Origin of the sequence: Hymenobacter miniatus, from assembly GCF_016427455.1 — a bacterium.
Lineage (GTDB): Bacteria > Bacteroidota > Bacteroidia > Cytophagales > Hymenobacteraceae > Hymenobacter > Hymenobacter armeniacus.
Map to the genome: position 1 here is coordinate 222,556 of NZ_JAELXR010000002.1, position 26,906 is coordinate 249,461.

Below are 26,906 nucleotides of genomic sequence, written 5' to 3' on the forward strand. Positions count from 1 at the left end.
GAGCGGATTACTCCACCACCACCTTGCGCACCACGGGCGTGCCGTCGATGCTCAGGCGCAGCGTGTAGACGCCCGCGGCCAAGCCGCGCACATCAAACTCCTCACTGATGCCTTGGCCGGACGGGGCGCTCAGCAGCTTGCTCAGCACGGTCTGGCCCAGCGCATTCACCAGCGTGGCCGACACGGCGGCCTTGCTGCTCAGCACCGGCAGCTGCAGGCGGAACGAAGTCGAGGCCGGGTTCGGGAACAGCTGCGTTTGGGCGGCCAAGGCCTGCGCGGGCGTGGCGGCCAGCACCCCGGCCGTGCGGAACTCCAGCGAGAAGCGGCCCGGAGCCGTGGTAGCGGCCAACGTGAAGGCGTAGTTGCTGCCCGTGTTCAGGGCCGTGCGCGTGCCGGTGAGGGCATCCACCAGCGTCACAGCACCGGTGAAGTTGGCCACGTTGGCGGCCTCGAAGCGGTAGCTACCGGCTTGGGGCACCTGCACCGCCAGGGGCACAACTACGGCAGCACTACCCAATAACGGCAACCCGTTGATGGCCATTTCCTGGCCATTGGCTACCGAAGCCAGGTTGAGGCCGCTGGGGTTGGCCAGCTTGGTGGCATCGAAATCCGCGTCGCGCCCGGCGGTGGCGCCGGCTTCAAAGTACACAAAGGCTTCGTCGAGGCCGGTGCCGGCGCCGCTCAGCTGCAGGTGCACCTGCGGGCGCACGTCCACGGTGCCGCGGCCAAACGCCGGCTGGGCGGCAAACGTGGTGACGCGGTTGGCGTTGTTCAGGTTCACGGCGCCAGCGCTGCCCTGGGCCGCCACCCGCACGAAATAGCCCGACGCCGTGGGGATGAGCGGGGAGCCGCCCAGGCCGTTGGCGTAGCTACGGTAGCTGCCGCCGTACTGGCCGCTGCTCTGGAATACGTACACGGCGGCGTCCATGCCGGGGCGTTGGGCCGCCGTCACGGTGCTCCAGTCCAGCGGCGCCGGGTACGGGTTGCCGAGGAACTGCCAGCCGCCGTCGGCGCTGGTGTAGGCCAGGCCGCCCACGGTCTGCGCACCGTTGTTGAGGGTGCCCACGAAGTCGACCAAGGCCGTGTTGGGCGCGTTCACGGTGTAGCCGCGGTTCGGCGTCATGGCCACGCCGGATGCGGGCACAAACCACCCCTTATCAAACCCGACGTAGTTGGACGTGACGGTGCCCACGCGGCCCTCATCGTAGCCAAACACGTTGGGGAAAGGCGTCACGGTGCCCGGCGTGGACGAGGTGTTGTAGGCGGTGGTGAAAATGGGCGAGAAGCCGGTCGTGGCCAGGTCGTTCACGGTGGTGTTGCTCACCGGCGCCGAATAGTGGCGGTAGCCAATGGCGTTGGTGCTGTTGATGTAGCGCTGCACCGTGGCCGGGCCGTTCACCACGCTGCCCTGGCTGCCGTTGTCGAGCACGGCCGTGCCGGCCGCCGAGGAGAGCAGCGTAAACGCTTGGCCGCTGGTGTTCAGATTGCCCACTTGCAGCGTCACTTGCTGAGCCACGGCCACGGCCTGGCTCAGGCTCAGGCCAGCGGCATTGGTCACGCCGAGGGCCGACACCTGCGCGGGTAGGCCGGGGCCCGTCACCTGGGCCACTGTGCCGTTGTAGATGTAGGCCGCTGCCGGGCTATAGGTGCGGGTGCCCGACACGCGAATAGCGCCCAAAGCCCCCGTCGTGTAAATGCCGGCCGCGTCGCAGATGGCCAGCCCGCCGCCGGCCTGCAGCGCAAAGTTGCCCGTCCCGGTAATGGGCTGGCAGTTCTGAATGAGCAAGCCGCTGGGCTGCACCGTGAGGGTGCCAGCCACGGAGAGCGGGCCGGCCACAATGGCGTTGCCACCAGCCGCAATGGTGACGTTGTTGTAATTGCCCGCAATAGGCGTGGGCGAAGTAGGCGTGCCGGTGGTCACCGTCAGGTCGGGCAGCGTGGCGGCCGTGGCGTTGCCGCTCAGGTTGATGACGTAGGTGGCTTCGTCGGCGTCGTCGTTGACGAGGGTCACAGAGCCGGTGCGCGTGCCGGGCGCCGTGGGCCCGAAGACGAAACTAAGCGCCAGCGAGCCGCCCACCGGAATAACATAGGGCGCCGGACCACTCGCCGCAACGGAAAAGTCGCCCGATGGCACCACGCTGCTAATCGTCAGAGCAGCCGACCCGGTGTTCAGGACCGTGAAGGCCACGGGGCTGAAGCTGCCCACTGTGGTGCTGGGAAAGCCGCTGAAGGTGCTGCCACTAGCGTAGCTGGTGCTGGCCTGCTGCACGTCGATTTCCGGCGTCGGCACCGCCGTGCCGTTGCCCGTCAGGTTTACGGTGTAGGTAGCGCCGGTGCTGGCATCCGAAGTGATAACCAAGGTGCCCGTGCGCGGGCCCAGCGCCGTGGGCGTGAAGGTCACGCTCACGGTAGCCGTGCCGCCGGCCGCTACGGTAGTGGGCGCCACGCCGCTCACCGCAAAATTGCCGGTGGTGGCAATGCTGCTGATGGTGAGGGCTCCGGTGCCGCCGTTGGTCAGCGTGAACACCACCGGTGCGCTGGTGGTGGCCAATGTCTGGTTGCCGAAGGCATACGCCGCGCCATTGCTGGGGTAGGCCGTGCCGTTTTGCGTCACGGCTAAGGTGGCCGTGGGCGCGGCCGCGGTGCTGAGCGTGGCCGCCGCCGACGTGGTGCTGGGGCTGCTGAAGCCCGCGTTGCAGGTCGAGGTAGCCGTCACGGAGTAGCTGCTGCCGGCCGTGAGGCCCGTGAGGGTCACGGGCGAGGCGCCCGACGCCGTGATGGAGGCCCCGCCCGCCGTGGGCGTGGCCGTCACGGTGTAGGGACCCGAGCCGTTCGGGCCGGGGGTCACCGTTACGTCGGCCGTGGTTTGGGTGATGTTGGTAAAGGTGGGCGTGCCGGGGGCGCTGCAGGCCACCAGCACGGGGTTGGCCGTCACCGAGAGGTCGTCCACGGCCAGGCCGTCATCGGCGCCGGAAGCATCAGCGTCCAGCCACCGAATGAAAAAGGTGGCGCCGGGCGCAATGGACAGGCCCGTAATCAGGCCCGAAACGGCCGTGCGGTTGGCGGCTGCGTTGCCGTCTTTGGCGCCGGTGGTGGCCGTGCTCGGCGTCACAAAGTCGAGCGCATTGAAATCGGCGTACGTGCCGGCGTTTACGCCCGTGGCCGTGGTGCTGTACTGAAAATCGAGCTGGTCGGCGCGGCCGGCCGTGCCCAGGCGCCATTCCTCACCGGTGTAGCTGATGCCCAGGCTCGTAATGGTTTGGCCGGTGTTGTTGACGTATTGGGCGCCGAAGCGCGAAGTCACCGAACCGCTGAGCACCGAGCCCAGGGCCCGGTCGGTGGGCACGGCGGTGCTGCCGAAGCTGTAAGTATCGCCGCTATTGGACGAGCCCGTGCCGGCCGTGTAGTTGGCGTCGCCGCCGGCTTCAAAAAAGTCGAAGCCCGTGGGCAGGGTGGTTTTGGCCGCGGTACCGGTGGCCGCCAGGGTGTTAAAATCCTCCGTCACGGGCGCATTCACCGCCGCCAGGCTGATGGGCACTAGCGTAAAGACGCCGGTGGCCGTGAGCGTGCGGGTGCCGCTGATGCCGCTGGGCGTGGTGACGGCTACCGGATAAGTGGCCGTGGCCGACTGCGCCGGCGGCGTGATGCTGGCCGTGAGCGTGGTGCTGCTCACAAACGTGGTGGCCAGCGTAGCGCCGTTGAAGCTCACCGTGGCGCCGCTCACGAAATTGGTACCCGTGAAGGTGACCGTGGTGGCCTGTCCGGCCACAATGGAAGTAGGATTGATGCCCGTAAGCGTGGGCGCCGGCAGCGGGTTCACCGTGAAGGCGGCCGCGGCCGAGGCCCCGCCGCCCGGCGTGGGGTTGGTCACCACCACGTTGTACGTGCCGTCGGTGGCCACGTCGCTGGCCAGGATGGCGGCCGTGAGCTGCGTGCCCGACACAAACGTGGTGGCCCGGTCAACGCCGTTAAAGCTCACCACCGCGCCGCTCACAAAGCCGCTGCCGTTCACCGTGAGCGTAAAGGCGCCATCGCCGGCCGTGGCCGACGACGGCGCCAGGCTGCTGATGGCCGGCGTGGGGTTCAGCCCCTCTCCTTGCAGGGCAAGGGAGTAAGTGCTTTCGTCCTGGTCGTTGCTCGTCAGCACGAGCGAGCCCGTGCGGGTGCCCGCCGACGTGGGCGCAAACACCACGCTCACCGTCACGGAGCCATTGGCGGGCACGGTGGCCGGCGTGGCAAGGCCCGACACCGAGAAGTCACCCGTGGCAGTGATGCTGCTGATGCTCAGGGCATCGGTGGTGCTCAGGTTCTGAATGGTGAAGGTCACCGCGGCGCTGGACGCGCCCGTAGCCGTATTGGCAAAGCCGCTGTAGGTGCTGCCCGTGAGGAAAGTAATGCCTCCCTGCTGCAGGTTGATTTCGGGGTTGGCCGTGGAGTTCTGCCCTTGCCCGCTCAGGTTGATGACGTAGCTACCCTCATCAGCGTCGCTGTTGGTGATGGTGAGCGTGCCGGTGCGCGTGCCGGCGGCCGTGGGCGCAAAGCTGACGCTGAACGTGGCCGAGCTGCCCGCCGCTACGGTAGTGGGAGCACCACTCACCGAAAAATCGCCGGTAGCCGCGATGCTGCTCACGGTCAGAGCCGTGCCGCCGGTATTTTCAATGGTAAATGTTTTGGTGTCGGCGCTGCCAATGGTAGTGGTGGAAAAGCCGCTGTAGGTGCTGGCCGTGAGGTAGGTAACGGCGCCGTCGGTCACGTTGATTTCGGCCGGGGTGGGGCACGGGTTGGCCGTGGTGGCCGAGTTGCGGGGCGCTGCCGCGGCCAGCGCGAAATCCGCGCTGTTGTTGTTGGTATCGGTGCAGCCGCCGGCCGCCCGGAAAATGGCCTGCTGGTTGGTGATGCTGGTGGCGGGAAACGGGCTGGTTTCCGACGCATTGGCCGCCGTGCCATAGCCCAAGAAATCCACCACGTTGGTGCCGGTGGGGGCTCCGGCGGCGTAGGTTACGGTGGTGGCGCTGTTGGCCAGCGCAATTTTGCCCGCCGTTGCGCTCAGGTTCAGGCCGCTGGCGCCTGTCACGTCCGACGTGATGGCCGCGCCCACCGTGGCACTGGCGGCGCCCACGCGCACCAACAGGTACTTGCCCGAAGCAATGCTCACGGTTGACCCAAAGGTTACAATCGAGTTGAAAGTACCTGTGCTCGAAGCATATTGTAACGACCAGCCACTTAGCGACTGCGCGCCCGTGCCGCGGTTGAACAACTCGACGTAGTCGGAATTATACGTGGCGCTCGCATTACCGCCCGCCCCGTACACTTGGCTGATGACGACCTGGGCCCGCCCCGTCAGGGGCAGCAGCAAGGCCAACGCATACAACAGTTTCAGCCAGCGAGCCGGCCGATGATACGTAAGGAGTTTGCTCATATGAAGAAGATGAAAGTGAGAAATAGAGTATGCACAAAAACCATGAAGCCTGTCTCTGATGTCCGGCTCCGCCCGCCCGGCGCACGCCAAACTTGCATCTAAAGTAGGATATATTAGACGTATCGCCCAGGCCGGTAACGATTCCTTTACCTCAGGGCCCGCAGCTGCTCCAACGCTTCCTGCGTTTGCTTCTGCTTGCTGGCCTCTTTCTCTTCTTCCGACAGCGGCTTTTTGGGCGCAGTGCCGTAGAATGCCAAGATGTTTTGACGGGCCACCGGGTTCAAGTTCTCAAACTTCTTGTTGGCCAGCTTGCGCACCCATTCGCCGTAGGTTTCGTCGGCCAGGCCGTATTCGCCGGCGTGGGTGGGGTGGCCGGTATCGAAGTCGATGTTGGTCAACGTGAGGGGCGCGGCGGCCGTGTCGGCGGGCTGGCGGGCAACGTCGGAGCAATACTTCGCCATCACCGAGCGGAAGCTGCCACGGAATATCTTCTCGGCCTCCGGCGTGGGCAGCTTGAAAGCGAACGGCTTGAGCGGCCCGATTTTGGGCAGCACACGAATGAAATAGGAAATAATGCGCGCCCCAAAGCCCGGCCGCTGGTAGTCGTTGCCGTACTCTTTGCGGAAGGCCTTGGGGTGGTTGCGCTGCATGTAGTCGCGCCGCCGGGCGCCGGGGCTCAGCTTCAGAATGTCTTTGCGCTTGTAGTGCCACGCGGCCCGCGCCGCCTGCGGAATGAGCTGGCTTACGGCAAAGCGAAAGCTGGCAATGCTCAGGTCCACGTTCACGATGACCTGGCCCAGCTCCAGGCCGTAGGTTTTCACAAAGGCACGCTCCAGCGCCGATTTACTCACTTGAAAACCAATTTTTTGGTGGTAATCCTGGCTGTGGTACTTGCCGCTGGCCAGCTGCACCACGTCAAAGGAGAACTCCAGCTGCCCGTGCTGCACCTTGCCTTGCTCATAGGTCACCACGTCGCCGTACTTGGCTTTCAGGTCGGGGTACACCAGGGGCACGGCGCGGTTGGTGCCTTCGGAATGGCCGTTGCGGTCGGCCGCGTAGTGGGCCAGCGCCCCCAAGGCAAAGGCGTAGTCGTTGCGGTCCTCGGCTTCCAGCAGCAGGTTGCGCACGAAGTCGCCCGAGCGCACGTAGTGCGTCAGGTTGGTGAACAGGGCCGAGCCGAACGGGTAGTAGCCCATGTCCTGGATAATGGCCCCACCATAGGCATAGGCCTTGGCATCAATCAATTGCTCCGGGGTGGAAGTCGGGTAACGCTTCAGAATGGCCGGCACCAGGCATCGCTCCCAGGTCGAATCAATGTTGGCCTCGTGGGTGAGCACGGCGTAGGCGGCCGCGGGGCGCGCAGAGAAAGCCAGCCCCAGGGCTAGCAGCAAAAGAGTAAAGCGAGGCATGGACAAAGGCAAAGCACAACGTTAGGTGCCTGCAACGACAAACGGGCCCGCGCCGTTGTCAGCAGCGCTGCTCAGGCCCTTGCCAGCCACCATAGCCCGGCCGCCACCAGCGCCCCCACCAGCGTGTTGAGCAAGTTCACCGCGTTGTTGGTCAGCAGCCCCCGGCGCTCCAGCGTGGCCCCCAGCACCGAGTCGGCCAGGTTGCCAGCCGTGCCGGCCACCAGCAGCCAGCCAAACCACGGCCCCCAGCCACAGCCGAAGCAATACGCTCCGGCAATCACCGCGCTGCCCGCCAGGCCCAGCAGCGTGCCTTCAAGGCTCACCACCCCATTTTCGCCCCGTGCGTCGGGTCGAAACGTGAGAATGTTGTAATACCGCCGCCCATACACATTGCCCAGCTCGGACGACAGCGTATCGGCGGTGGCGGCCGCGAAGCTGCCGGCCAGCATCAGCTGGCCCAGCGGCGCGAAGGCCGGAAACGCGCCGCTTAGCAGGCCCAGCCCGGCCGCCACCCCGCCGTTGGCCAGCACCTGCCCGGCCGTGCGGCGGCCTTTGTTGGCCTCGGCCAAGCCCAGGCGGCGCTTATCGGCCACGCGCCAGCTCGAACCCGCCGTGCCCAGCCCGAAAAAAAGCCCCAGCAGCCCCAGCCCTACAAAGCCTGCTCCCCAGTAGATGGCCAGGCCCACGGCCCCGCCCAGCCACACGCCCGCGGCCGTCAGCTTGCCGGCCCGGGCCGCGTAGCCCATGCCCAACGCAAAAAAAAGTGCCACCAGGGCCAGTTGCCACGCCTGCGTCATGTATACAGCGCAGCCGCTTATAGCAGGCCCGGCAGCCCTTTCACATTTAGCCGCGCAAATTTTTGCACCCGTGCAAACCGCGCCGTGGTTTCGGCTAGTTCCTCGTCGCTGGGCAAAGAAGTGGGCACTTCGGTATGCAGGCGCGCAAACACCGTAGCCGCAATGTCCATGTAGCCGAGCAGCAGCAGGTACAACTGCTTTTTCTCCTCTTCGGCGTAGCCCTTCTGCCGTATGGCCTTCGTCAGGGTATCGAGTTGGGTGGTTTCGTCGGTGAACAGGTCGCGCAGGGCCCGCCGACGCTGCCCGTACACGTCCAGCTCTTCGGCCGTGGCCGCCGAGGCAGCAAACGGAAACGTCCCGGCGGCAAAGGCCACGGCCCCGGCAAAAGCGGCTTCGGCCTCGTACACGGTGGCCAGGTGCTTTTGCAGGCTGGTCCACAGCCCCGTCCGGGCTTTGTCGAAGGCAGAAAGGTCGTTACTCATGTGGGCAAAACAATTAAAACGGTGAATCAACAAAAAGAGGCGCTTCTTCTGCAAGAAGCGCCTCTTTTCAACGAAGTAGCCGATGCTTAGGCGTTTTTCTTCGGCCGGCCGGGCTTTTTGGCGCCGCCTTCGCTGGGGGCTTTGGGCGTCCGGGGCTTGCGGGTGCGCGGCGTCGACACGTAGCCGTCGGCCAGTACGGCTTCCATCTCACCCAGCGACGCCTGCAGGGCGCCCAGGGCGGCGGTCACCTTGCGCAGGGCGCGCTTCAGGTCGGTCTTTACCGCGTCGGCTTGTTGCGCCGATTCCACGACTTTCTGGAATTCATCAAAGTTTAAGGCCATATGCAGCAAATAATGAAGTGTGGCCAAAGATAGAATGTCATCGATATACTTGCACCGCCCGGCACGTGGGCCACCGCCCACGCCGCCGGCGCCTGCCCGGTTGAATGATAAAACAAAAACCCCGTCTCCGGACTGGAAACGGGGTTTTTGTTACGTAGAGAGCGAGGGATTCGAACCCCCGGAGGTTTAACCCTCAACGGTTTTCAAGACCGCCGCAATCGACCACTCTGCCAGCTCTCTGGGTCAATTGTGTAGCGCGCTGTGGTATGCGTGAGCAACAAAAAAGGCTTTTTCCAGCGCAGAAAAAGCCTTTTAGTAGAGAAGGGGGGATTCGAACCCCCGATACCGTTGCCGGTATAACGGTTTTCGAAACCGTCGCATTCGACCACTCTGCCACCTCTCTATGCAGGCCCCCGAGTGATTGGGGAGTGCAAAAGTAGAAAGGAATGCGGAATGAAAAACGAGGAGCGAAGAAAAAATTTCACACTTTTTTCTATCCCGTTCAGTATCAATTCCTCATTCTGCGTTCCGCATTCTTAGCTGCTCGCGCATCATCTGCCGGCGCCGGCCGGTGATGGCGTCCATGCTCACGTTCACCTCAAAGCCGATGATGAGCGTCATGCACACAAATTCGAGCCACACCATAAAGCCCACCAGCGCCCCGATGGAGCCGTAAAAGGTGTTGTAGGAATTGAAGATGCGCACGTAGAGCGTGAACAGGAACGACACCAGAAAGATGAGCAGCGTGGCCACCACGGCCCCGGCCGAGAGCAGCGGCCACTTGTCGTGCACGGGCGGCACAAAGTAATAAATTACGCAGGTGGTGCTCAAAAACAGGCCCACCAGCGAGCCGTAGCGAATGAGCGTGAGCACCAAATCGGTGAACCGCTCGGGCACGATTTCATAAAACACCAACCCGTCAATCAGGTAGGTGCCGAAGAAAATGCCGGTGATGGCCAGCACCAATATCAGCGACAGCACGAAGGTGAGCGCCGTGGCAATCATGCGCTTGCGCAAGTAGCTGCGGTGCTTAAACCACGGGTACTTCTTCTCGAAGGCGTCGAGCAGCGCCATGATGCCGTTGGAGCTGAGCACCAGCGCCGTGCCGAAACCAAAGGACAGCAAACCGCCGTGCGGAATGTTCACGATGTCCTCGATGGTGGAGGCGGTAGCGGCGTACAGCTCCCGCGGCATAAAGTCAGCCAGGAACTGGAGGATGTCCACGTTCAGGTTCGGCACGGGGATGTACGGAATGAGCGTGAACAGGAAGATGATGGTCGGAAACAGGGCCACCGTGAGGTTGAAGGCCATGTAGGCGGCGCGCTTTTCCAGCGAGTCGAGCCGCAGCTCGTGCAGGATGCGGTCCAGAATGTCGTAGACCGAGGCCTGGCCGCCGGGCAGCCGCAGCCGCTTCAGGCCCACAATGACCCGCCGGTAGGTGCGCTGGCGGCGCACATCGGGGAAGCGGGCACGGCGGATAGCGGCGGGGGCTTTCAAGAGACAGTTAACAGTTATCAGTGAACAATTAACAATACCAGCTGCGAAAAGCGCTTTGCTAACGGTTAACGGTTCGCAGCTTTTCTACTTCCGAAACGCGGCCGGCGCCGGCGCATCGGGCAAAATGGCGCTGGGCTTGGGCAGCACCGGGCTTTCCAGGTCGTCTTCGCTAAAATACGGCGCCAACTGCTGCTGGATGCTCTCGGGAATGGGCACGGGCCGGCCGGTGGTGGTTTTCACAAACACCATGAGCGTGTGGCCTTCGGTGAGCAGCTCCTGGGCTTCGTTATAAATTTCATATTCAAACAATACCCGCGTACCCTCCGGCGGCTGGCGCAGCAGCAGGCGCACTGTGAGCAGGTCGTCGTAGCGCGCGGGGCGGCGAAAGCGGGTGCGCAACTCCCCTACCGGCATGCCCACGCCATCAGCCTCCAGCTCCTTGTAGCTGATGCCGAGCTTACGAAACGCCTCGGTGCGGGCTACTTCAAAGTAAGCCGCGTAGTTGCCGTGGTAGACGTAGCCCATCTGGTCGGTTTCGGCGTAGCGCACGCGGATTTGAATATCGGAAATGTACATGGGTTTATATTTCTTCGGTGGAATTCAGGTCGTAGAGCGTAACCAAATCCAACAGGTAATGGCCAATTATCTTCACCAAATACAAATCGATGACTACCACCAAAAAAGCATTTTCATCATCGGTAGAAACCGATACATGTATGTACTGACCTGATGGGCTCTGATAGACATAGCGGACTATCCCGTCCAATAACCTGAAGCCTTCTAAATCCGATTCTGGTACTGCTTCAACGTACAGCCAAATATCCAGAACAGGCTCCGCGGTTTGCGACACATCCAGCATGGGTGCTGCGAATGTTTCTTGATATTCTTCGTAGCTCAGCTTGTGTGTTTGCATAAACCCATGCCGGTTATTTAATACCAGCTCTGTTTAATGCTGCCTGGTAGCGGCGGGCGTTGGCAATGTGCTCCGTCTCGTTGGTAGCGAAGGCGTGGTAGCCGCTGAAATCTTCTTTGGCGCAGAAATACAGGTAGTTGTTGCTTTCCGGCTTCAGCACCGCGTCGATGCTGGCGATGCTGGGCAGGTTGATGGGGCCGGGCGGCAGGCCGGCGTACTTATAGGTGTTGTAGGGCGAGTCTTTTTGCAGGTGTACGTTGAGCACGCGCTTGATGGTGAAGTCGCGGTTGGCGTACACCACGGTGGGGTCGGCTTGCAGCTTCATGCCGCGCTTGAGGCGGTTGAGGTACACGCCGGCAATGCGCGGCCGCTCGTCGGCGTGCTGCTGCTGCTCGGCTTCCACGATGCTGGCCAGGGTGCTCACCTGGGCGCGGGTCAGCTTGAGCTTTTCGCGCTGGGCGTCGCGCTCGGGCGTCCAGAACTGCTCGTAGGCGGTTTTCAGGCGCTGCATCAGGCGCTTGGCCGAGGTGTTCCAGTACGTGTCGTAGGTGTTGGGGATGAACATGGTGAGCACCGTGGTGGTGTCGAAACCCAGGCTTTTGGTGTAGGCGGGGTCGCGCAGCAGCGAGTCGAGGCGGGCGGCGGGCACGTCGACCTGGCTGGCCAGCTTGGCCACCAGCTCGTTGCGCAGGCGCACCGTGTTGAAGGTGAGCTTCACCGGCGACTGCGAGCCGCTTTTGAGCACGTTGATGAGCTGGCGGTTGGTGAAGCCGTCTTTCAGCTCGTAGTTGCCGGGCTTCACGGCGCCGGGCTTGTCGTATTTCATGAGCCGGGCCACGAAGTGCAGCGAGAGCTTGTCGACCACGGCCCCGGTCTTATCAACGGCATTCAGGGCCGTCTTCCAGTCGGCCCCGCGCGGTATCACCACGTAGGTGGGCTTGCCCTTGGTTTCGATGTTGGCGGTGAAAAACACCTGGTAGAAATAGTAGGAGAAGCACACCAACGCCAGCGTGAACACGATGCTGACGACGCCCCAGCGCCGGCGGCGCTTGAGGGCTTGGTTGCGGTAGTCGAGGGCCGTCTTTTTGGCAGGCTGGGACATGGGAATGGCGAAGAAAAGCGAGGGAGCGGCGCCAAAAGTACGAAGCCCGGCAACCCGGACGCGCGGGCCGTGCGTAGTTGGTTCGTTCCGGCCGGGCGTAGTACCTTGCCCGCCCCTTCGGCTTGGCCGGCCCCGCGCCGCCGCCGGGGGCTGTTCATCGCCGGCTGCGGCTGGCCCTCACGCCTTCAATCCCCACCACACCCCATGCCCGCCACTCTTCTTCGCATTCACCCCGAAAATCCGCCGCAAAACCGTATTCAGCAAGCCGTTGAGGTACTGCGCAAAGGGGGAGTCATTATTTACCCCACCGATACCGTGTACGGCATCGGCTGCGACGTAACCAATGCCAAAGCCGTGGAGCGCGTGTGCCGCATCAAAGGCATTCACCCCGACAAGGCCAACCTGAGCTTCATCTGCTACGACCTGTCGCACATCTCCGACTACGCCCACGGCATCACCACGGCCACCTACAAAGTCATCAAGAAAGCCCTGCCCGGCCCGTTCACCTTCCTGTTCGAGGCCAGCGCCAACGCCCCCCGCTTCGGCGGCGTGAAGCGCAAAACCGTCGGCATCCGCGTGCCCGACAACCAGATTATCCGCCAGCTGGTGAAGGAGCTCGGCAACCCCATCGTGAGCACCTCGGTGCGCGAAAGCGAAGAAACCCTGGAAGAATACGTGACCGACCCAGACCTGATTTACGAGAAGTACCGCCTGCTGGTAGACCTCGTCATCGACGGCGGCTTCGGCGGCAACACCCCCAGCACCATCGTCGACTGCGTGAACGACGAGTTTGAAATCGTGCGCGAAGGCGCCGGGGACATTGAGCAGTACTTGTAGAAACCGTTTGCAGCCAGTGAAATAAAAAAGGCCGTTCTGCTAGCAGAACGGCCTTTTTTATTTCACTAGCTGCGCTTGTGCTTCCACCGTCGGTGCGTCCACAAATACTGCTCGGGCGAGGCGCGCATGTCCTTTTCCAGTTGCCGGGCAAAGGCCTCCGTGACCGGAAAGGTGCCCGCCGGGGCGTTGGCTGCCTCCCTCCCATCGGGCAGCTCCGTGAACGTGACTTCGTAATACCCCCGCCGCACCCGCCGGATGCCCACGTAGAGGACCGCGCAGTCGAACTGCACGGCCAGCCGGTCGGCGCTGGTATAGAAGCTGGTGTCCTGGTTCAAAAAAGTGGTCCAATAGGGCCGGTCCTCCGGGCCGGCGGCCTGGTCGGTCAGCAGGCTCAGGGTGTGCCCCTGGCCTTTGTGGGCCACCAGGTACCGGAGCGTGGCGAGCATGGGCACGGCATCGGCCCCCAGGCGGGTGCGCAGGCGCCGCATGAAGCTTTCGAAAAACAAGTTGTTGAGCGGCTTGTACACGCCCGCCGCCCGGCCCGGAAACGCCAGCGCGGCGCCGCTCAGTATCCATTCCCAGTTGCCCATGTGCGAGCCCAGCGACAGCACCAGGCGCTTGTCGGCGAAGTGGCGCGTCATCAGCTCGGGGTTCACGAAGCGCATGCGCTGGGCCAGTTCGGCGGGCGAGATGGCGGCCAGCTTCAAAATCTCTACCACCACCTGCGAGAAGTGGCGGTAGAACGCCTTGCCGGTGCGCTCAATTTCGGCCGGGCTTTGCTCCGGAAACGAGTTGCGCAAGTTGTCCGTCACCACGCGCCAGCGGTAGCGCACCACGTAGGCCAGCAGGAAATAAATGCCCTCGGCCAGCCCGTAGAGCACGGCCAGCGGCAGGTGCGCCAGGCCCAGCAGCAGCCAGCGCAGCGGCTCGAAGTACCAGGCATAGGGCCGGCCGGTGCCGGAAAGCGCGCCTTTGGTGGCCATGCTTAGCGGGGCACTGCTGCGCCCCCGGGCGCAAATTCGGCCGAGGCCCGCTGGCCAATGACGCGGTGGCCGGCCAGCAATTTCTTGTTGCCGGGCCCGCCGTACACCTCAATAAACAGCGTGAAGGGCCCGTCGGGCAGCGGCCCCAGCGGCATTTGCCCCGCGATGGTGGTGGGGCGGCCCGTTTGCGGGGTGAGCGAGGCGTCGGCGTCGGCGGCCGAGCCGTCGGGCGTGGTGAGGTGGTAGTGCACGCGCAAGGGCTGGCCCTGGGGCGCGTTGTGCAGCTCCGTGTAGAAGAAGATGTTGTCGGCGCCGCGGCCGTAGGTGCCGCCCGGCGCGCGGGTGAGGCGGTAGCCGCCGCGGGCAAAGTTGTCGTCGCCCCCGCTCTTGGCGGCCGGGCGGGCCAGCAGCACCACGTCGCTCAGGAAGGGGCCGGCGGGCGCTTCCAGCACCAAGGGCTTTTCGACGGTGGTTTCGCCGTTGGCGCTGCGGTACTGGTCCTTCACGGTGCCGCGCAGGGTGTACTTGCCGTCGGGCAGGTAGATGCGCTTCAAAAAGCTCTGCGGGTTTTTGATGGCGATGGTGGTGTCGTTGAGCACCGGCGGCTTCAGCGTCACCACCTCGTGGTAGGCGGAAGTGCCGTCGGCCTTCAGCACGTCGAGCGTGACGGTGGCGGCCGACTGAAACGAGCGGGGCGCCCGCTGCCGGTACGTCAGCGGCTGCGTGGGCACGGTCACGTAGATTTCGACTTCGGCGCCCTTCTGCACCTTGTCAATGTTGCGGAAACGGGCCACGTCGAGCAGCAGCTGCGGCGGGCCGGCCTGGGCCGCCAGCGCGGCCATGCCAATGAGGAACGTGAGGAGAAAGCGCATAGGGCAAAAGTACGGCGGGGGAAAAGGACGCATTAGCAGGTGCGGGCGGCAGCAGTGCAGGCCTCCTACAAACATTTACCGTGCCCAAGCGTTAATTTCGCGCTATGCGCTCCACCCTCGCCTTCTTTCTGGGAATCCTGATGCTGCTGGGCAGCTTCATTCCGGAAAATGACCTGGGCGAGCTGGCCAAGCTGCCAGAGCTGGTGAAGCACTACGAATACCACCACTCCGCAGCCGGCGGTGGGCTGAGCTTCAGCGAGTTCATTGCCGAGCACTACGGCGCGGGCACCAAGCACTACGCGGGCTGCACGCTCTCGCCCCGCCACCAGCAAGACCACCACAACCTGCCCCTGCGCTGCCACCACGGCTGCGTACAGCTCAGCTTCGTGGTAACGCCCGTGACGCGGTTGGTGCTGGTGGCCCGGCCCGAAACGGCCGCTGCACGGGCCTACCGCGCTGCCACCGCGCCGCGCTACGCCTTCAGCCTCAGCGCCTCGCTGGGCCAGCCGCCCCGAGCCTAGCCCGCTTGCGCCCCCGGACGCAGTGTGCCCGCGCCTGACCAGGCCCCGGCCCCCGAACTCCGGCTCCTCCCCTCTCTTATTGGAATGTTAGCGCCTTCCCCGGGCCGGCTGTTTCGCCGCGTTCGGGCCGGGCCATAGCGCACCGTATCGCATGATTTCGGCAATCATTTCTTTCAGCATCCGCAACAAGATATTGGTGGCGCTGATGCTGGCCGGGCTGCTGGCCTGGGGCATTTTTTCGGCCGCCAGCCTGCCGCTCGACGCCATTCCGGACGTCACCAACAACCAGGTCCAAGTCATCACCCAAAGCCCCGCGCTGGCGGCGCAGGAGGTGGAGCAGCTCATCACCGTGCCGCTCGAATTGCAGCTGCGCACCATCCCGGGCGTCACCGAAATCCGGTCGATTTCCCGCTTCGGGCTGTCGGTGATTACCGTGGTGTTTGAGGAAGACGTGGACACCTACCACACCCGCCAGCTGGTGGCCGAGAAGCTCAAAGTAGCCGAGGCCGACCTCGGCCAGGGCCTGGGCGCGCCGGGCATGGCGCCCATCACCACCGGCCTGGGCGAGATTTACCAGTACACCATCAAAGTCGACAAGGGCTATGAGAAGCGGTACGGCCTGGCCGAGCTGCGCGAAATCCAGGATTGGCTGGTGAAGCGGCGGCTGGCCGGCGTGAATGGCGTGGTGGACGTGAGCAGCTTCGGCGGCTACGTGCGCGAGTACGAGGTGAGCGTGGACCCCACCCGCCTGGCCGGCGCGGGCGTGAGCATGGCCGAGCTCTACGAGGCCCTGCAAGCCAACAACGGCAACGCCGGCGGCAGCTACCTGGAGCGCGGCCCGCGCGCGTTTTTCATTCGGGGCGAGGGCCGGGCTACGTCGTTGCAGGACATCGGCAACATCGTGGTGAAGCCCGTGGCCCGGCCCGGCCAGGGCGGCGCGCCGCTGCTGGTGCGCGACATTGCGGCCGTGCGCTTCGGCCACGCCGTGCGCTACGGCGCCATGAACCGCGACGGCCTGGGCGAAACCGTGGGCGGCGTGGTGCTCATGCTCAAAGGGGCCAGCTCCGAGGCCACCATCAAAAACGTGAAGACCCGGGTGGCTGAGATTCAGCAAACGCTGCCCAAAGGCCTCGTCATCGAACCCTTCCTCGACCGTACTAAGCTGGTGGACAAGGCCATTCACACCGTGGTCAAAAACCTGATTGAGGGCGGCATCATCGTGGTGGTGGTGCTGCTCTTGCTGCTCGGCAACCTGCGGGCCGGGCTGGTGGTGGCGGGCATGATTCCGCTGTGCATGCTCTTCGCGCTGGGCATGATGAAGACCTTTGGCGTATCGGCCAACCTCATGAGCCTGGGCGCGTTGGACTTCGGCCTCATCGTGGACGGGGCCGTGATTATCGTGGAGGCCGTCATCGCCCACCTGCTGCACGAGCGCCTCAAAGCCGCCCACGAAACCATGGACGACATCACCGAGGGCGTCACCAACCGGCTCATGAAATCGGCCCTGTTCGGCCAGCTCATCATCCTGATTGTGTACTTGCCCATCCTCTCGCTCACCGGCGTGGAGGGCAAGATGTTCCGGCCGATGGCCCTCACGGTGAGCTTCGCCATTCTCGGGGCCATGCTTATGTGCCTGACCTACGTGCCGGCCGTCACGGCCTGGGCTTTGAAGAAAAACATTAGCGAAAAGCCCAACCTGGCCGACCGCATTGTGGGCTTTCTGCACCGCGGCTACGACCCGATTATTCGGGCGGCGCTGGGGATGCGCTGGCTGGTGGTGGGCGTGGCCGTGGGGCTGCTGGCGCTGGGCGGCTTCGTGTTTTCGCGCTTGGGCGGCGAGTTTATTCCGCAGCTCGATGAGGGCGACTTTGCCATGAACGTGACCCTGGCGCCCGGCTCGTCGCTCGATGAAAGCATCCTGATAACGGGCCGGATTCAGCGCATTCTCAAAAGTCAGTTTCCGGAAGTGCTGCAGGTGGTGGGCAAAATCGGCACCTCCGAAATTCCCACCGACCCCATGTCGCTCGAAGACGGCGACATCATGATTATCCTGAAAGACCACGCCGACTGGACCAGCGCCAGCACCCGCGAGGAGCTGGCCAACAAGATGCAGAAGGCCCTGGCCGGCGTGCCCGGCGTGAGCCTGGAGTTTCAGCAGCCCATCCAAATGCGTTTCAACGAGCTGATTTCGGGGGTGAAATCGGACGTGTCGGTGAAGATTTACGGCGACGACCTCGACCTGCTCAAGGCCAAGGCCGACGAGGCCGCCGCCATTATTCGCCCGCTGCAGGGCGTGGGCGACATCAAAGTGGAGCAGATTATCGGCCTGCCGCAGCTGCGCGTGATGTATGACCGCGCCAAGCTGGCCCAGTACGGCCTGCGCGTGATGGACCTCAACACCCTGCTGCAAACCGCCTTCGCCGGCCAGACCACCGGCCAGGTGTACGAAGGTGAGCGCCGCTTCGACCTCGTGCTGCGCCTCGACTCGCTGCACCGCCGCGGCCCCGACGACCTCAACCAGCTCCTCGTGTCGCTGCCCGATGGCGGCCAGATTCCGCTCAGCGAAGTGGCCACCGTGGCCCTGAAACCCGCCCCGGCCCAGATTTCGCGCGACGACGCCCGCCGCCGCGTCAACATCGGCGTGAACGTGCGCGGCCGCGACGTGCAAAGCCTCGTGCAGGACATCCAGAGCAGGCTAAAAACCGGCCTGCGCCTGCCGCCCGGCTACAGCGTCGTGTACGGCGGCCAGTTCGAAAACCTGAACCACGCCAAAGACCGGCTGGCCATCGCCGTGCCTGTGTCATTGGTGCTGATTTTCATGCTGTTGTTCCTGGCCTTCCGCTCGGTGAAGGAGGCACTGCTGATTTTTACGGGCATTCCGCTGGCGGCCATTGGCGGCGTGCTGGCGCTGGGGCTGCGCGGCATGCCGTTCAGCATCTCGGCCGGCGTGGGCTTCATTGCGCTGTTTGGCGTAGCGGTGTTGAACGGCATTGTGCTGGTGGCCAGCCTCAATGAGCTGGCCACGGCCGGCGTGCGCAAAATCCGCGAGCGGGTGCTGCGCGCCACGGAGGAGCGGTTTCGGCCGGTGCTGCTCACGGCTTCGGTAGCTTCGCTGGGCTTCCTGCCCATGGCGCTGTCGAACTCGGCCGGCGCGGAGGTGCAGAAGCCGCTGGCCACCGTCGTCATTGGCGGGCTGATAACGGCCACGCTGCTCACGCTGGTGGTACTGCCGGTGCTCTACACCTTCTTCGTGGACGACGACGAGCCCAGCCCCGAAGCAGCGGCCGAAGCCGCGCACGAAGCCCAAGTGGCCGCCGAAACGGGCGGTACATCCGGTGTGCCGGCGGCAGTGCTGCTGTTACTGGGCGGGATGTTGCTGGTGCCGGCCGCCAGCCGCGCCCAGGCCACGAAAGCTCCCACCGATGCGCCACTCAGCATTGCGCAGGCGCTGAGCACCGGCCTGGCGCAAAGCCCGCTGGTGCAGTCGGCCACGTTGCAGGCCCAGCAGCAGGCGGCCCTGGCCCGCAGCGCTTACGACCTGCCCCGCCTGACCATTGACTACCAATACGGCCAGATTCAGGGCTCGCTCAACGACCAGACTTTCAATATTCTGCAGCAGTCGGCCTTCCCCACCGTGTATGGCGCGCAGCGCCAGGTACTGCAAACTACGGCCGAGGCCGGCACTATCCGGGCACGTGCCCAACGTCGCGAGCTGGCCCGTAACATCCGCTCGGGCTACTACAATCTGCTGGTGACCTACCGCCTCGCGGCCCTGCTGCGCCGGCAAGACAGCCTTTACCAGCGCGCCGCCCGCGCTGCCCGCATCCGCTACCAGGTGGGCGAAACCAACCGCCTGGAGCAGGTTTCGGCCGAGGCGCGGGCCCGCGAGTTGCAAAACCGCCTCGCCACCCTGCGCTCCGAGCTGCTGGTGCAACGCCGCCAGCTGGGCCTGCTGCTGGGTCGGCCCGGGCTGGCCAGCATCGACACCACCGCCAGCCCCCGCGCCGTGCTGCTGCCCGCCGACACGGCCGCCTTCACGCCCGCCACCAACCCCACGCTGGCCCTCTACCAGCAGCAGTTCACCCTCAGCCAGCAGCAAACCAAGCTCGAAAAGCTGCGCCGTCTGCCCGACCTCCGGGCCGGCTATTTCACCCAAACCATCAACCACGAAAAGGGCTTCAACGTGGCCCAGGCCGGCATTGCGGTGCCGCTGCTGGGTGGGGCCCAGCGCGCGCGCATCGCCGCCGCCAAAATCGGCGAGGAAGCGGCTCAGGTACAGCTCAACTACGCCAATACGCAGTTTGGCACCCAGCTCAGCACGTTGCGCCAGCAGCTGGCCCGCGCCCAGGCTTCGCTGCTTTACTATGAGAACTACGCCCTGCCGCAAGCCCGTCTCATCCTCGACACGGCCGAAAAAAGCCGCCGCGCCGGCGACATCGAGTACGTGGAATACGTGGTGAACACCCAGCCCGCCTGGCAAATCCAGGAAGCCTATTTCGAGCAGCTGCGGCAATACAACGAGCTGGTGGCCAGTATTCAGGCCCTGGCCGGAACCGATGCTCAATAAGCAGTGAACAAAAAACAACACGTCATGCTGAGCGAAGCCGAAGCATCTCTACCGCGCAAGTAATCGGCATTGTACCAACGAAGCGGCAGAGATGCTTCGACTACGCTCAGCATGACCGGCCCAACAAAACCAAGAAATATATTCCCATGAAATTCCTGCCCTACCTCACCCTCTTCCCCTGCCTCGTGGCCTGCAGCAGCAAAACCGAAACCGCCGCCGAAAAGCCCGCCGCGCCCCCGCCCCGCGCGCCCAATGAAGTCTTCCTCTCCAAAGCCCAACTGCAGGCCGCCGGCATCGAGCTCGGCACGTTCACCCGCCGCGACCTGGGCACCGAAGTGCAAGCCACCGGCCAGATTGACGTGCCGCCGAACCACAAAGTATCCATCACGGCCATCATGGGCGGCTACGTGCAGCAGCTCCCGGTGCTGCCCGGCCAGCACGTGTCGCGCGGCAGCGTGCTCGCCACCCTGCGCAACCCCGACTACCTCAAGCTGCAGCAGGACTACCTCCAAAGCAAAGCCCGCATTGTGTTCCTGCAGCAGGAAACGGCCCGCCAGCAAGTCCTCAACGACGAGGACGTGGGCGCGCGCCGCAAGCTTCAGCAAGCCACTTCCGAGCTGCGCACCGAGCAGGCCGCGGCCGGCAGCCTCGCCGCCCAGCTCCGCCTCATCGGCCTCGTGCCCGAGCGCATCAGCGCCAGCAGCATCAAGCCCAGCGTGCCGCTCATTGCGCCCATTGGCGGCTACGTGAAGGCCGTGCTAGTCAACCCTGGCCAGTTCGTGAATCCGCAGGACGTCCTCATCGAGCTGGTCGACCGCTCCGACCTGCACCTGGAGTTAAAAGTGTTCGAGCGCGATATCGCCAAGGTGAAAGTGGGCCAGGACATTCTGTTCCGCGTGCCCGCTCAGGGGGCCAGCGCCCGCCCGCTGCCGGCCACCGTTTTCCTCGTCGGCAAAGCCTTCGATGACGACGGACGCACCGTAAGCGTGCACGCCCACCTGCACGACAGCGGCCCCGATGCCGCTGCCACCGCGGCCCTGCTGCCCGGCCAATACGTCAGTGCCCGCATCCTCACCGGCCGCACGCCCCAGCGCACCCTGCCCGAAGACGCCCTCGTGCCCGGCGGCGACATCAGCTACGCCTATTATCAGGTAAAGTCCGACGCCAAAGGCAGCACCTTCCGGCGCTTCAGCCTCCGCCCCGGCGCCACCGACCAGGGCCAGGTAGCCGTGCGCCCGCTGGATAAGCTGAGCGACACCACGCATCTGGTCGTGAAGGGTGCCTACTTCCTCGACGCCGAGCGCAGTAAAGGCCAGGGCGGAGACGAGTAGAGGCGCATATTTGCGTTTCTACACTGCCCATGATTCTCCTCACCGAACTGCACTACTTCCCGCCGGCCGCGCTTTTCGCCGAGCTGCAGCGCGCCGACGGCCTGCTCCTCGAAGCCCACGAGCATTACCGCAAGCAAACCTACCGCAACCGCTGCCTCATCCGCACGGCGCAGGGCGTGCAGCCGCTCACGGTGCCGGTTATTGATGGAAACCGGGCCGAAAAAGTGGGTGTTTCTGAAATTGAAATCGACTACCGCCAGAACTGGATTCACCGGCACTCGCGCACCTTGCAAACGGCCTACGGCAATAGTCCGTATTTTGAATATTATGCCGACTACCTGCACGATATTTACGTACGTAAGCCTATCTTGCTTTTCGACCTCAACCTGCAATTCCTGCGCTTATTGTTGCGCTGTTTTCGACTGACCCTGCCCCTCCACCTCACCGCCGAATACCACGCCTACCACTCCACGCAACCTTCTTTCGAGAATGTTGGTCTTCTAGCTAGCCCGTCCGCCGCCGCCATCGTGGACCGACGCGACTGGCTGACACCCAAAACGGCCTCCCGCGAGCCCGAACCTGACAGACCGGCAGCCCACACCCTGGTGAGGCCCTATCCGCAGGTGTTTGGCCCAGGTTTTGAGCCGGGCCTGAGTGTGCTGGACCTCTTGTTTTCGCAGGGCCCGGCCGCCGGCGGATTTTTACTGTAAAGTTGTGGCGAAAAGCAGCAACCTGTAAATTTCCTCCGACGTTAGATTAAAAGCCTGCGGGCCGCAACCGGTCCGAACCTTCGCCCGAACCAGCTTGTTTTCAAGCTACATCGGCCCAACCCGTTATTCGAGTTATTGCCCGACGCGGGGCTGTCTGATTTTTCACTACGTTTATTGGCATGGAAGCTAAATTCTCAAACCGCGTCAAAGAGGTTATTTCCCTGAGCCGGGAGGAAGCCATCCGTCTCGGTCACGACTATATCGGTACCGAACACCTGCTCCTCGGCATGATTCGCGAAGCCGAAGGCACGGCCCTCGGGCTGCTGCGCAAGCTGGGCGTGTCCATTGATGAGCTCAAGTTCTCGCTCGAACAGGCCACCCGCAACACCGCCACGCAGGGCACCAGCATCACCGGCTCGATTCCGCTCACTAAGCAAACCGAGAAGGTATTGAAAATAACCTACTTGGAGGCCAAAATCTTCAAGTCCGAAATCATCGGCACCGAACACCTGCTGTTGTCTATCCTGCGGGACGAAGACAACATATCTTCCCAAATTCTTTCCAAGTTTAACGTGAACTACGAAACTGTGCGCGACTCGCTGGATTACCATGGCAATGCCGGCGCTGCCCCGCAAAACCGTACGCCCGACACCGACGACGACGACAATGACAAACTGTTTGGCTCGTCGGGCCCCGGCGGCCGCGGCGGTTCGGGCAGCTCGGCGGCCAAGAAGCCGGGCGAAAAATCGCGCACCCCTGTGCTCGACAACTTCGGCCGCGACCTCACCAAGCTCGCTGAAGAAGATAAGCTTGACCCCATCGTGGGCCGCGAAAAAGAAATCGAGCGCGTGGCCCAAATCCTGAGCCGCCGCAAGAAAAATAACCCCATCCTCATCGGTGAGCCCGGCGTGGGTAAAACCGCCATCGCCGAAGGCCTCGCCCTGCGCATCATCCAGAAAAAGGTAAGCCGCGTGCTCTTCAACAAGCGCGTCGTGACTCTTGACTTGGCTTCGCTGGTAGCTGGTACCAAGTACCGTGGCCAGTTCGAGGAGCGCATGAAGGCCGTGATGAACGAGCTGGAGAAGTCGCCCGACGTGATTCTGTTCATCGACGAGTTGCACACCATCGTGGGCGCCGGCGGTGCTTCGGGTTCGCTCGATGCTTCCAATATGTTCAAGCCGGCTTTGGCCCGCGGCGAGATTCAATGCATCGGCGCCACCACGCTGGACGAGTACCGTCAGTACATCGAGAAAGACGGTGCCCTGGCCCGTCGTTTCCAGATGGTGATGGTGGACCCCACCACGCCCGAGGAAACCATCGAAATCCTGCACAACATCAAGGACAAGTATCAGGACCACCACCACGTGGTGTACACCGACAAGGCCATTGAGCAGTGCGTGATGCTGAGCGACCGGTACATGTCGGACCGTTTCCTGCCGGACAAGGCCATCGACATTCTCGACGAAGCCGGTGCCCGCGTACACATCAACAACATCGTGGTGCCCGAGGACATTCTCTCGCTCGAAGAGCAGATTGAGAACATCAAGGGCGAGAAAAACCGCGTGGTAAAATCGCAGAAATACGAAGAAGCCGCCAAGCTCCGCGACACCGAGAAGAAGTTGCTCGACCAACTCGACAACGCCAAGAAGTCGTGGGAGGAAGAGACCAAGAAGAAGCGCTACACGGTGAAAGAGGAAAACGTGGCCGAGGTAATCGCCATGATGACCGGCATCCCCGTTTCGCGCGTGGCCCAGAACGAAAGCCAGAAACTCCTCAACATGAACGAGGAGCTGCAAGGCAAAGTAATTGGCCAGGACAAAGCCATCAAGCAGCTGGTGAAAGCTATTCAGCGCACCCGCGTTGGCTTGAAGGACCCCAAGAAGCCCATTGGCTCGTTCGTATTCCTCGGCCCGACGGGTGTGGGTAAGACGGAGCTGGCCAAGGTGCTCGCCACCTACCTCTTCGACAAAGAAGATGCGCTCGTGCGCGTCGACATGTCGGAGTATATGGAGAAGTTCAGCGTATCGCGCCTGGTGGGCGCGCCTCCCGGCTACGTGGGTTACGAAGAAGGCGGCCAGTTGACGGAGAAAATCCGCCGCAAGCCGTACTCGGTCATCCTGCTTGACGAGATTGAGAAGGCGCACCCGGACGTGTACAACCTGCTCCTGCAAGTGTTGGACGACGGTATCCTGACCGACGGCCTCGGCCGCAAGGTGGACTTCCGGAACACCATCATCATCATGACTTCGAACATCGGGGCGCGTGACCTGCAGGACTTCGGCGCCGGCATCGGCTTCGGCACCAAGGCCCGTCAGGAGAACATGGACGAGATTACGAAGGGCACCATCACCAACGCCCTGAAGAAGACCTTCTCGCCCGAGTTCCTGAACCGCTTGGATGACGTTATCGTCTTCAACTCACTGGAGAAAAAGGACATTCACCGCATCATCGACATCAGCCTCAGCAAGCTCCTCTCGCGGGTGCAGGCCCTGGGCTACCGCGTCGAGCTGACGGAAGCTGCTAAGGACTTTGTGGCCGACAAAGGCTACGACCCCAAATACGGTGCCCGTCCCTTGAACCGCGCCATCCAGAAGTACATCGAAGACCCGATTGCCGAGGAAATCCTCAAGGCCCAGGTGGTGCACGGCGACGTGATTACCGCCGACTACACCGATGGCGCCGAGGAACTGACTTTCTCGGTGAGCAAGAGCGGCGAGGCCCAAAACCTCGCCAGCGACGAGCGCCCGGCCGAAACGCCGGAAGCTCCCGACGCTGACACGAAGAAGTAAACTGTCATTAGATTGCGCTTAAAGGCTGGCCTCCCTGCGGAGACCAGCCTTTTTTGTTTTGCTGCCTGCGCTGCTTCCAACTGCCCTACTATATAGACGGAGTATATTTTATAACTTATCCATTAACTTACGCCGCAATTATGCTCAAGCCCCGCTGATTATAATGATTTTAACATTTTACTAGTATGAAAATCCTGAGAAGAGCTTTACTAGCCGGAGCAGGCGCAGCATTGGCTGGCCAGGCCCTGGGCCAGGCGGCTCCGGTAGCCCCCATCAAGCCCAAGGTCTTCACCGACTTCGGCATCACCCGCACCGATAACTACTACTGGCTGAACCAGCCCACCGACCCGGCGGTGCTGAAGTACCTGAATGCCGAAAACGCTTACTACGACCAGCAAATGGCCGGCACCAAGGAAACCCAGAAAAAGCTGGCCCAGGAAATCAAAAACCGCATCAAGCAGGAAGACTCCTCCGAACCTTATCGAGACAACGACTACTATTATTACACGCGCTACGAATTCGCTTCGGAGTACCCCATCTATTGCCGCAAGAAAGGCAGCTTGATAGCCACCGAAGAAGTGTTGCTGAACGGGGACGAGATGGGCACCGGCCGGCCGTATTTCCAGATTGGCGACTGGGCCGTGAGCGACAACAACCAGCTGCTGGCCTTCTCCGTCGACACCGTGAGCCGCCGCCTGTACACGCTGCGGTTCAAGAACCTGGCCACCGGCAAGGACTACCCCGAGCGCATTCACAACACCAGCGGCGAAGCAGTGTGGGCCGCCGACAACAAGACCGTGTTCTACGTGCGCAAGGACGTGAAAACGCTCCTGCCCTACCAGGTGTACCGCCACACGCTGGGCACCGACCCCAAGACGGATTCCTTCGTGTACGAAGAGAAGGACAACACTTTCAACGTGTCCATCAACCGCTCGAAGTCGCGCAAATACATTGGCATTGACCTCAACAGCTCGCTGTCGTCGGAGTACCGCTACCTGGAAGCCAACGCGCCCACGGCCCAGCCCAAGGTGTTTCAGAAGCGCGAGCCCGACCACCTGTACCAAGTAGAGCACCTGGGCGACAAGTTCTACGTGCGCACCAACTGGCAGGCGCCCAACTACCGCCTGATGATGACGCCCGTGGCCACCACCGGCAAAGCCGCGTGGACCGACGCGCTGCCCCGCAACCCCGTCATCTTCCTCGACAATTTTGAGGTGTTCAAAGAATACCTGGTGTTGAATGAGCGAAAGGGCGGCCTGCGCCAGCTGCGCGTGGTGAGCCTCAAGGACAAGCAGGAGCACTACATCCCCTTCGATGAAGCGGCCTACACTGCCACCGTTGGCGTAAACCGCGAGATTGACACGCCGCTGCTGCGCTACAATTACACCTCGCTCACCACGCCGCCGTCCATTTACGAGTACGACATGAGCACGCGCACCGGCACGCTGCTGAAAGAGCAGTCGGTGCTGGGCAACTACAATAAGTTCGACTACGTGACGGAGCGCGTGTTTGTGAAGTCGCGCGACAACAAGTTCATTCCCATGTCCATCGTATACAAGAAGGGCACGAAGCTGGACGGGAGCGCGCCGCTGCTGCAGTACGCCTACGGTTCCTACGGCTTCTCGCAGGACCCCACTTTCAGCGCCGCCCGGCTGAGCTTGCTGAACCGGGGCTTTGTGTATGCGCTGTGCAACATTCGGGGCGGCCAGGAAATGGGCCGGCAGTGGTTTGAAGACGGCCGAATGGCGCACAAAATCAACAGCTTTAATGACTTTATCGACTGCTCCGAATACCTCACCAAGCCGCGCGAAGTGCAGGTGGGCGCCACCAAGCTGAAGCAGCAGTTCACCTCGCCCGCCACGCTGTTTGCCATGGGCGGCAGCGCCGGCGGCTTGCTCATGGGCGCCGTGGTGAACATGCGGCCCGACCTCTACAAAGGTGTCATTGCCGCCGTGCCCTTCGTGGACGTGGTCACAACGATGTCGGACCCTAGCATCCCGCTCACCACCAGCGAGTACGACCAGTGGGGCAACCCGGCCAACGAGGAGGAGTTCAAGTACATGCTGTCGTATTCGCCCTACGACAACGTGAAGAAGCAGGCGTATCCGAATATGCTCGTCACCACCGGCCTGCACGACTCGCAGGTACAGTACTATGAGCCCGCCAAGTGGGTGGCCAAGCTGCGCGCCCAGAAAACCGACAAGAACCTGCTCCTGCTGCACACCGACATGGCCGCGGGCCACGGCGGCGCCTCCGGCCGCTTTAAGTCCATCGACGACACGGCGCGGCATTACGCGTTTATGCTGATGCTGTTGGGTAAGAACATTTAGCGCGTT

18 protein-coding genes and 2 tRNA genes are annotated in these 26,906 nt (G+C 63.0%); 7 read left to right on the plus strand and 13 right to left on the minus strand.

Going from position 1 to position 26,906, the window contains the following annotated elements:
- Positions 1 to 7: 7 nt before the first annotated feature.
- The 11 genes from JAO73_RS04075 to mltG all read right to left on the minus strand — a co-directional run bounded on the left by JAO73_RS04075 (position 8) and on the right by mltG (position 11,960).
- The gene (locus JAO73_RS04075; RefSeq protein WP_198975890.1) at positions 8 to 5,419 is read right to left on the minus strand and encodes a choice-of-anchor Z repeating domain-containing protein; all 5,412 of its coding nucleotides are present in this window, start codon (positions 5,417 to 5,419) and stop codon (positions 8 to 10) included.
- Between the two features lie 146 nt (positions 5,420 to 5,565).
- Positions 5,566 to 6,828: a zinc dependent phospholipase C family protein gene (locus JAO73_RS04080; RefSeq protein ID WP_198975891.1), complete on the minus strand. Its 1,263-nt coding sequence runs from the start codon at positions 6,826 to 6,828 to the stop codon at positions 5,566 to 5,568.
- 71 nt (positions 6,829 to 6,899) lie between these two features.
- The gene (locus tag JAO73_RS04085; protein WP_198975892.1) at positions 6,900 to 7,625 is read right to left on the minus strand and encodes a DUF92 domain-containing protein; all 726 of its coding nucleotides are present in this window, start codon (positions 7,623 to 7,625) and stop codon (positions 6,900 to 6,902) included.
- 17 nt (positions 7,626 to 7,642) lie between these two features.
- The gene (locus tag JAO73_RS04090; RefSeq protein WP_198975893.1) at positions 7,643 to 8,107 is read right to left on the minus strand and encodes a hypothetical protein; all 465 of its coding nucleotides are present in this window, start codon (positions 8,105 to 8,107) and stop codon (positions 7,643 to 7,645) included.
- Positions 8,108 to 8,193: 86 nt separating this feature from the next.
- Entirely contained in the window at positions 8,194 to 8,448 is a 255-nt protein-coding gene (locus tag JAO73_RS04095) for a hypothetical protein (protein WP_198975894.1), read from the minus strand.
- Between the two features lie 155 nt (positions 8,449 to 8,603).
- A tRNA-Ser gene (locus JAO73_RS04100) sits at positions 8,604 to 8,688 on the minus strand.
- Positions 8,689 to 8,764: 76 nt separating this feature from the next.
- Positions 8,765 to 8,851, minus strand: a tRNA-Ser gene (locus JAO73_RS04105).
- 113 nt (positions 8,852 to 8,964) lie between these two features.
- The gene (locus JAO73_RS04110; RefSeq protein ID WP_198975895.1) at positions 8,965 to 9,945 is read right to left on the minus strand and encodes a YihY/virulence factor BrkB family protein; all 981 of its coding nucleotides are present in this window, start codon (positions 9,943 to 9,945) and stop codon (positions 8,965 to 8,967) included.
- A gap of 84 nt (positions 9,946 to 10,029) precedes the next feature.
- Positions 10,030 to 10,521, minus strand: a complete 492-nt coding sequence (locus JAO73_RS04115; RefSeq protein WP_198975896.1) for an acyl-CoA thioesterase — start codon at positions 10,519 to 10,521, stop codon at positions 10,030 to 10,032.
- A 4-nt stretch (positions 10,522 to 10,525) separates the two neighbouring features.
- The gene (locus tag JAO73_RS04120) at positions 10,526 to 10,858 is read right to left on the minus strand and encodes a hypothetical protein (protein ID WP_198975897.1); all 333 of its coding nucleotides are present in this window, start codon (positions 10,856 to 10,858) and stop codon (positions 10,526 to 10,528) included.
- 13 nt (positions 10,859 to 10,871) lie between these two features.
- Complete coding sequence (gene mltG, locus JAO73_RS04125; protein ID WP_190923160.1) at positions 10,872 to 11,960, minus strand: endolytic transglycosylase MltG; 1,089 nt, start codon at positions 11,958 to 11,960, stop codon at positions 10,872 to 10,874.
- Positions 11,961 to 12,164: 204 nt separating this feature from the next.
- On the opposite strand from mltG, the gene JAO73_RS04130 reads away from it, so the two are divergent.
- Positions 12,165 to 12,797, plus strand: a complete 633-nt coding sequence (locus tag JAO73_RS04130; RefSeq protein ID WP_190923159.1) for an L-threonylcarbamoyladenylate synthase — start codon at positions 12,165 to 12,167, stop codon at positions 12,795 to 12,797.
- A gap of 65 nt (positions 12,798 to 12,862) precedes the next feature.
- Here JAO73_RS04130 and JAO73_RS04135 read toward each other — a convergent pair whose 3' ends face one another.
- Positions 12,863 to 13,780: a lysophospholipid acyltransferase family protein gene (locus JAO73_RS04135; protein WP_233168682.1), complete on the minus strand. Its 918-nt coding sequence runs from the start codon at positions 13,778 to 13,780 to the stop codon at positions 12,863 to 12,865.
- 2 nt (positions 13,781 to 13,782) lie between these two features.
- A complete protein-coding gene (locus JAO73_RS04140; RefSeq protein ID WP_198975898.1) occupies positions 13,783 to 14,652 on the minus strand; it encodes a hypothetical protein in 870 nt (289 codons plus the stop codon).
- Positions 14,653 to 14,756: 104 nt separating this feature from the next.
- On the opposite strand from JAO73_RS04140, the gene JAO73_RS04145 reads away from it, so the two are divergent.
- The 6 genes from JAO73_RS04145 (at position 14,757) to JAO73_RS04170 (ending at position 26,900) form a co-directional block, all read left to right on the plus strand.
- Positions 14,757 to 15,173, plus strand: a complete 417-nt coding sequence (locus JAO73_RS04145; RefSeq protein WP_198975899.1) for a hypothetical protein — start codon at positions 14,757 to 14,759, stop codon at positions 15,171 to 15,173.
- Between the two features lie 151 nt (positions 15,174 to 15,324).
- A complete protein-coding gene (locus JAO73_RS04150; protein WP_198975900.1) occupies positions 15,325 to 19,740 on the plus strand; it encodes a CusA/CzcA family heavy metal efflux RND transporter in 4,416 nt (1,471 codons plus the stop codon).
- A gap of 146 nt (positions 19,741 to 19,886) precedes the next feature.
- A complete protein-coding gene (locus JAO73_RS04155; RefSeq protein ID WP_198975901.1) occupies positions 19,887 to 21,071 on the plus strand; it encodes an efflux RND transporter periplasmic adaptor subunit in 1,185 nt (394 codons plus the stop codon).
- Between the two features lie 29 nt (positions 21,072 to 21,100).
- Positions 21,101 to 21,781: a WbqC family protein gene (locus tag JAO73_RS04160; protein WP_198975902.1), complete on the plus strand. Its 681-nt coding sequence runs from the start codon at positions 21,101 to 21,103 to the stop codon at positions 21,779 to 21,781.
- Positions 21,782 to 21,960: 179 nt separating this feature from the next.
- On the plus strand, positions 21,961 to 24,570 hold the full coding sequence (locus JAO73_RS04165; RefSeq protein WP_198975903.1) for an ATP-dependent Clp protease ATP-binding subunit: 2,610 nt from the start codon (positions 21,961 to 21,963) through the stop codon (positions 24,568 to 24,570).
- Positions 24,571 to 24,755: 185 nt separating this feature from the next.
- A complete protein-coding gene (locus JAO73_RS04170; RefSeq protein ID WP_198975904.1) occupies positions 24,756 to 26,900 on the plus strand; it encodes a S9 family peptidase in 2,145 nt (714 codons plus the stop codon).
- The last annotated feature ends 6 nt before the right edge of the window (positions 26,901 to 26,906 follow it).